The organism is Kribbella sp., from assembly GCF_035655035.1.
In the GTDB taxonomy this organism is placed as follows: domain Bacteria; phylum Actinomycetota; class Actinomycetes; order Propionibacteriales; family Kribbellaceae; genus Kribbella.
The window spans coordinates 1-4,694 of record NZ_DASRVN010000384.1 but is presented as its reverse complement, the minus strand read 5'-3'; the positions used below and the strand labels follow the sequence as shown (position 1 = coordinate 4,694).

Sequence of the window (4,694 nt, the reverse complement as noted above, 5' to 3'; positions counted from 1 at the left end):
CGGTTCATCTACTTCCAGAAGCTCGGGCTGTACGACACGTTGTGGGCGCTGATCCTGCCCGGAATGTTCACCGTGCTCGGGACTTTCCTGATGCGGCAGTTCTTCGTCAGCCAGCCGTCCGAGTTCGCCGAGGCGGCCCGGATGGACGGCGCGAACGAGTGGCGGGTGTTCACCCGGATCTACTTGCCGTTGGCAACACCGGTGATGAGCGCGCTCGGCATCCTGGCGTTCGTCTGGTCCTGGAACGACTACGAGACGCCGTTGGTGCTGATCAGCAACCCGGACCGGTACACGCTGCCGCTCAGCCTGACCAACTTCGTCGACGAGCAGGGCCAGATCGCGCCGGGCCTGACGATGGCCGCCTCGGTGATCTCGATCGTGCCGGTGCTGCTCGTGTTCGTCGTCCTGCAACGGCGGTTCATCGCCGCCATGACCCATACGGGAATCAAATGACAACCAGCGTTTCCGGCGTTTTCCCGCATCTCGCCCAGGTCGGCGACTTCGGGCCGCCGCGCAGTGAACTCGGCGTCGGCTCGCTGATGCCGTGGAACGGGAAGCTCTACGTCCAGAACTACAACTCGCACAAGGCGTCCTCCGGCGGCGGTGTGAGCCTGCGCCGGATCGACGCCGACCTCTCGATGGAACTCGTTGCGGAAACCGTTGGCGTGGACGGGACGTACACGAACCGGTTCGTGCATTTCCCGACCTCGCGGCTGGTGCTCGGCCCGCACGTGATCTCCGCGGACCACAAGATCGTGACGATCCCTGAGCTGCAGCCGCTCCGGGTCTGCGGTACGTCGCGGCACCTGAAGAAACCGGACACGCACGTGTACGTGCTCGCGATGGAGGGGGAGCTGTTCGAGCTCGACGTCACGACGTACGAGTGCACGCAGCTGTTCGACCTGAACGACGAGCTCGGGACCGACGGCGAGATGAAGGTCCACTACAAGGACTGCTACACGTCGTTCGGCCGGCTCGTCGTCTGCTCGAACGAGTACTCCGAGCCCGAGTGGGCCGGCGTACGATCGCGGGGACGGCTCGCGGAGTACGACGGATCCTCGTGGAAGGTGTTGCGGGAGGACCCGTACACCGCGATCGGCGGGCGGCACGAGTTCGGCGGGACGATCTTCGCGACCGGGTGGGACCGGGCGTCGGCGATCCTCGAGGTGTTCACCGAGGCCGACCAGCAGTGGACGCGGTACCGGTTGCCGAAAGCGTCGCACTGCTTCGACCACAAGTGGCAGACTGAGTGGCCGCGGATCCGCGAGGTCGAGCACGAGCGGCTGCTGATGGACCACCACGGGATGTTCTACGAGCTGTCCCCGTGGGCGTACGGCGGGCGGATCTGGGGCGTGCGCCCGATCTCCACGCACCTGTGGGTGCTCGGGGACTTCTGCTCGTGGCGCGGGATGCTCGTCGCCGGCGCGGACAACGCTTCACCGAGCCACGGGCTGAACCCGACGACCGCGGAACCGCAGTCCGGGTTGTGGTTCGGGAAGACCGACGACCTGTGGAGTTTCGGCAAGCCGGCCGGCTGGGGCGGTCCGTGGTGGGAAACACCGGTTTCCGCCGGGGTGCCGTCCGATCCGTACCTGATGACCGGCTTCGACGGAAAGTGCCTGCACCTGGAGAACTTCTCGGACACCGCGATGACGTTCACGGTCGAGATCGACTTCCACGGGCACGGCCGGTTCGGCGCGGTGGAGACGCTGACGGTCGAGCCCGGAACCGTGCGGTCACACGTTTTCCCGCCGGGTTTCAGCGCGCACTGGGTGCGGGTGGTCAGCGACACCGACGGTGTGGCGAGTGCCCAGTTCGTCTATACGTGACGATTACGGGATGGCAGACATGGAGAGAGCCGGCAGTCCGAGTCCGTTGCAGCAGGTCAAGCGGGTCCTGCCCGAGCTGAACGGGGCGATGCAGCGGGTCGCCGAGCACATCCTGGCGAACCCGGACGACGTCGCGCGCGGATCGATCACCAAGCTGGCCGAGGCCGCGCAGACCTCGGCCGCGACCGTGACCAGGTTGTCCACCCATCTCGGGTACGCCGGGTACCCCGCGCTCCGGGCCGCGCTGGCGGTGGAGGTCGGCCGCGGTATGGAGGCGGGCTGGGCCAGCGACATCGGGCTCGCGATCGGTCCGGCCGACCCGCCCGAGCAGGTGCTCAACGTACTGGCGTCCACCCAGGCGAACGCGCTCCGGAATGCGCTTGCGGCCATCGACCTGGCTGCGGCCACCCGGGTCGCGGACGCGATCGCCGGCGCCCGCCGTACCCACATCTACGGGGAGTGGGGGGACGCGATTCCGGCCCGCGAGCTGTACATCCGGCTGCTCCGGATCGGCATCCCGGTGTGGTTCTTCGACGGCCCGAGCTCCTCGCAGATCGGCGCCGGGCTGCTCGGCGAGGGCGATGTCGCGCTCACCGTGAGCCGCTCCGGGCTCGACCCGACCACGCTGGCGTTCGTCCAGCGCGCGAAGGCCGAGGGCGCGCACACGGTCGCCATCACCGGGATCGTCGACTCACCGGTCGGGCGGGTCACGGACGTCGTCCTGGACACCGGGACGCCGAACGGCACCGCGTGGACCGAGTTCTTCGCCGGGCGGGCGAGTGACGTGCTCACCGCCGGGCTGCTGTTCGTGCTGGTGGCGCAGCGCGTTCCGGACCACCTGACCGCCAACCATCCGAACGGCCCGGGGCAACCGGTCGTACACCCGGACACCACCGTCCCCGCCGTCGTACACCCGGACAGCGTTGTCCGGCCGGACATCTTCGTCCAACCAGACACCTGAGGGGTTTGTGCATGCAGCAGCTCGAGGTCCAGTCCGACCTGACCGTCGTCGGCGGCGGGCTCGCCGGGATCTGCGCGGCGATCGGCGCCGCGCGGCAGGGGAGCACCGTGGCGCTGGTACAGAACCGGCCGGTGCTCGGCGGCAACTCGTCCAGCGAGGTGCGGGTGTGGGTGTGCGGCGCGACCGCGCACGGCGTCCAGAGCTTCGCGCGGGAGACCGGCATCATGGGGGAGCTGTTCGTCGAGAACCAGTTCCGGAATCCGCTCGGAAACCCGTATTACTGGGACCTCGTGCTGCTCGAGGCGGTCCGCGCGGAACCGCGGATAACGCTTTACCTGAACACCGACGTGCGTTCCGTGGAGGCCGCGGACGGCGAGATCCGGTCGGTGACCGGCTGGCAGATGGGGTCCGAGAAGGAGATCCGATTCGTCAGCCCGGTGTTCGTGGACTGCTCCGGCGACGGGCTGGTCGGCCTGCTGGCCGGGGCCGATTTCCGCACCGGGCGGGAGCCGCGATCGCAGTACGACGAGTCCTGGGCGCCAGACGTACCGGACTCGAACACGCTCGGCAGCACGATCCTCTTCTACAGCAAGGACGCCGGGGAACCGGTCCGCTTCGTACCACCGTCGTTCGCGCGAAACATCACGGAAACCGCTGTTCCTGAGCGCCGGGTGATCCGGACCGACCTGAACGGCTGCGCGTTCTGGTGGATCGAATGGGGCGGCGAGCTGGACGTCGTCGACGACAACGAGGCGATCCGGGACGAGCTGCAGGCCGTGGTCTACGGGATCTGGGACTACATCAAGAACAGCGGCAACTTCGACGCCGCCAACCTGACGCTGGAATGGATCGGGTCCGTGCCCGGAAAACGTGAGTACCGGCGTTTTCTCGGCGACCACGTGCTGACCCAGCACGACGTCCTCGAGCAGCGCGAGTTCGACGACCGGGTGGCGTTCGGTGGCTGGTCGATCGACCTGCACCCGCCCGGCGGGGTGTACGCGGCCGAGCGCGGCTCGAAGCACTGGTTCTCGGACGGCAACTACCACATTCCGCTGCGTTCTCTGTACTCGCGGAACGTGCGGAACCTGTGGATGGCCGGGCGGAACATCAGCGCGAGCCACGTCGCGTTCGGGACCACGCGGGTGATGGCGACCTGCGCAGTACTCGGTGAGGCCGCTGGGATCGGCGCATCCGTTGCCTTGCGCAACGGACTGACACCGCGCGAGCTGGCGCACGACCGGTTCGGCCTGATGCGGAAAGCGTTGACCCGCGCGGACGCGTCGGTCCTCGGCGTCGTCGACGAAGATCCGGCGAACCTCGCACTCTCGGCGACCGCGACAGCCTCGTCCACGTTCACGCGGCCCGCACTCGAGGTCTCTTCCGGCACGTTGCCGCTGACGACCGACCTCGGCATGGTGATCCCGGTCGACCCGGCACTGGACGGTTTCGAGCTGCTCGTCGACTCGAACGGCGGCTCGCTCACCGTCGAGCTGCACGACCCGGTCAAGCCGCAGAACTACCTGCCCGCCGAGCTGATCGACTCCTGCACCGTCGAGGTTCCGGCCGGCGAGAAACGTTGGATCCGGCTTCCGGTGTCCTGGCGCCCGGAACGTCCGTCAAACGTTTTCGTGACCCTGCGGAAGACGCCGGACGTCTCCGTCCACACGGCAGCGACCGCACTCCCCGGCACGGTCCACTTCGCGCACCGCGACCCGGCACCGGACGAGCAGTGGACCGAACAGTTCCGCGCCTGGAAACACATCCTTCCGCGCGCCGGCCTGTGCATCCGCCTCGGCGAGACTACGGCGTACGCCCCCGAAAAGGTCATCGGCGGCTACGCCCGCCCGTACGGCGGCCCGAACCTGTGGTCCTCCGAAGACCTGGCCTGGGACCCGACCCCCTGG

The 4,694-nt window shown here is 68.2% G+C and carries 4 protein-coding genes; all 4 read left to right on the top strand.

Going from position 1 to position 4,694, the window contains the following annotated elements; translation table 11 throughout:
- Window positions 1-453: carbohydrate ABC transporter permease (locus VFF46_RS21535; protein WP_325038975.1), on the top strand; the 453-nt coding region annotated here is incomplete at its 5' end.
- The gene (locus tag VFF46_RS21530; RefSeq protein WP_325038974.1) at window positions 450-1,829 is read left to right on the top strand and encodes a hypothetical protein; all 1,380 of its coding nucleotides are present in this window, start codon (window positions 450-452) and stop codon (window positions 1,827-1,829) included. The genes VFF46_RS21535 and VFF46_RS21530, both read left to right, overlap by 4 nt.
- Before the next feature lie 10 nt (window positions 1,830-1,839).
- Complete coding sequence (locus VFF46_RS21525; RefSeq protein WP_325038973.1) at window positions 1,840-2,790, top strand: MurR/RpiR family transcriptional regulator; 951 nt, start codon at window positions 1,840-1,842, stop codon at window positions 2,788-2,790.
- Between the two features lie 11 nt (window positions 2,791-2,801).
- Window positions 2,802-4,694 (top strand): FAD-dependent oxidoreductase (locus tag VFF46_RS21520; protein ID WP_325038972.1); only part of this gene is annotated, 1,893 nt, incomplete at its 3' end.

Excerpts from the sequence above, each read along its gene's own strand:
- VFF46_RS21530 (WP_325038974.1), top strand. The coding sequence starts at position 450 with ATGACAACCAGCGTTTCCGGCGTTTTCCCGCATCTCGCCCAGGTCGGC.
- VFF46_RS21525 (WP_325038973.1), top strand. The coding sequence starts at position 1,840 with ATGGCAGACATGGAGAGAGCCGGCAGTCCGAGTCCGTTGCAGCAGGTC.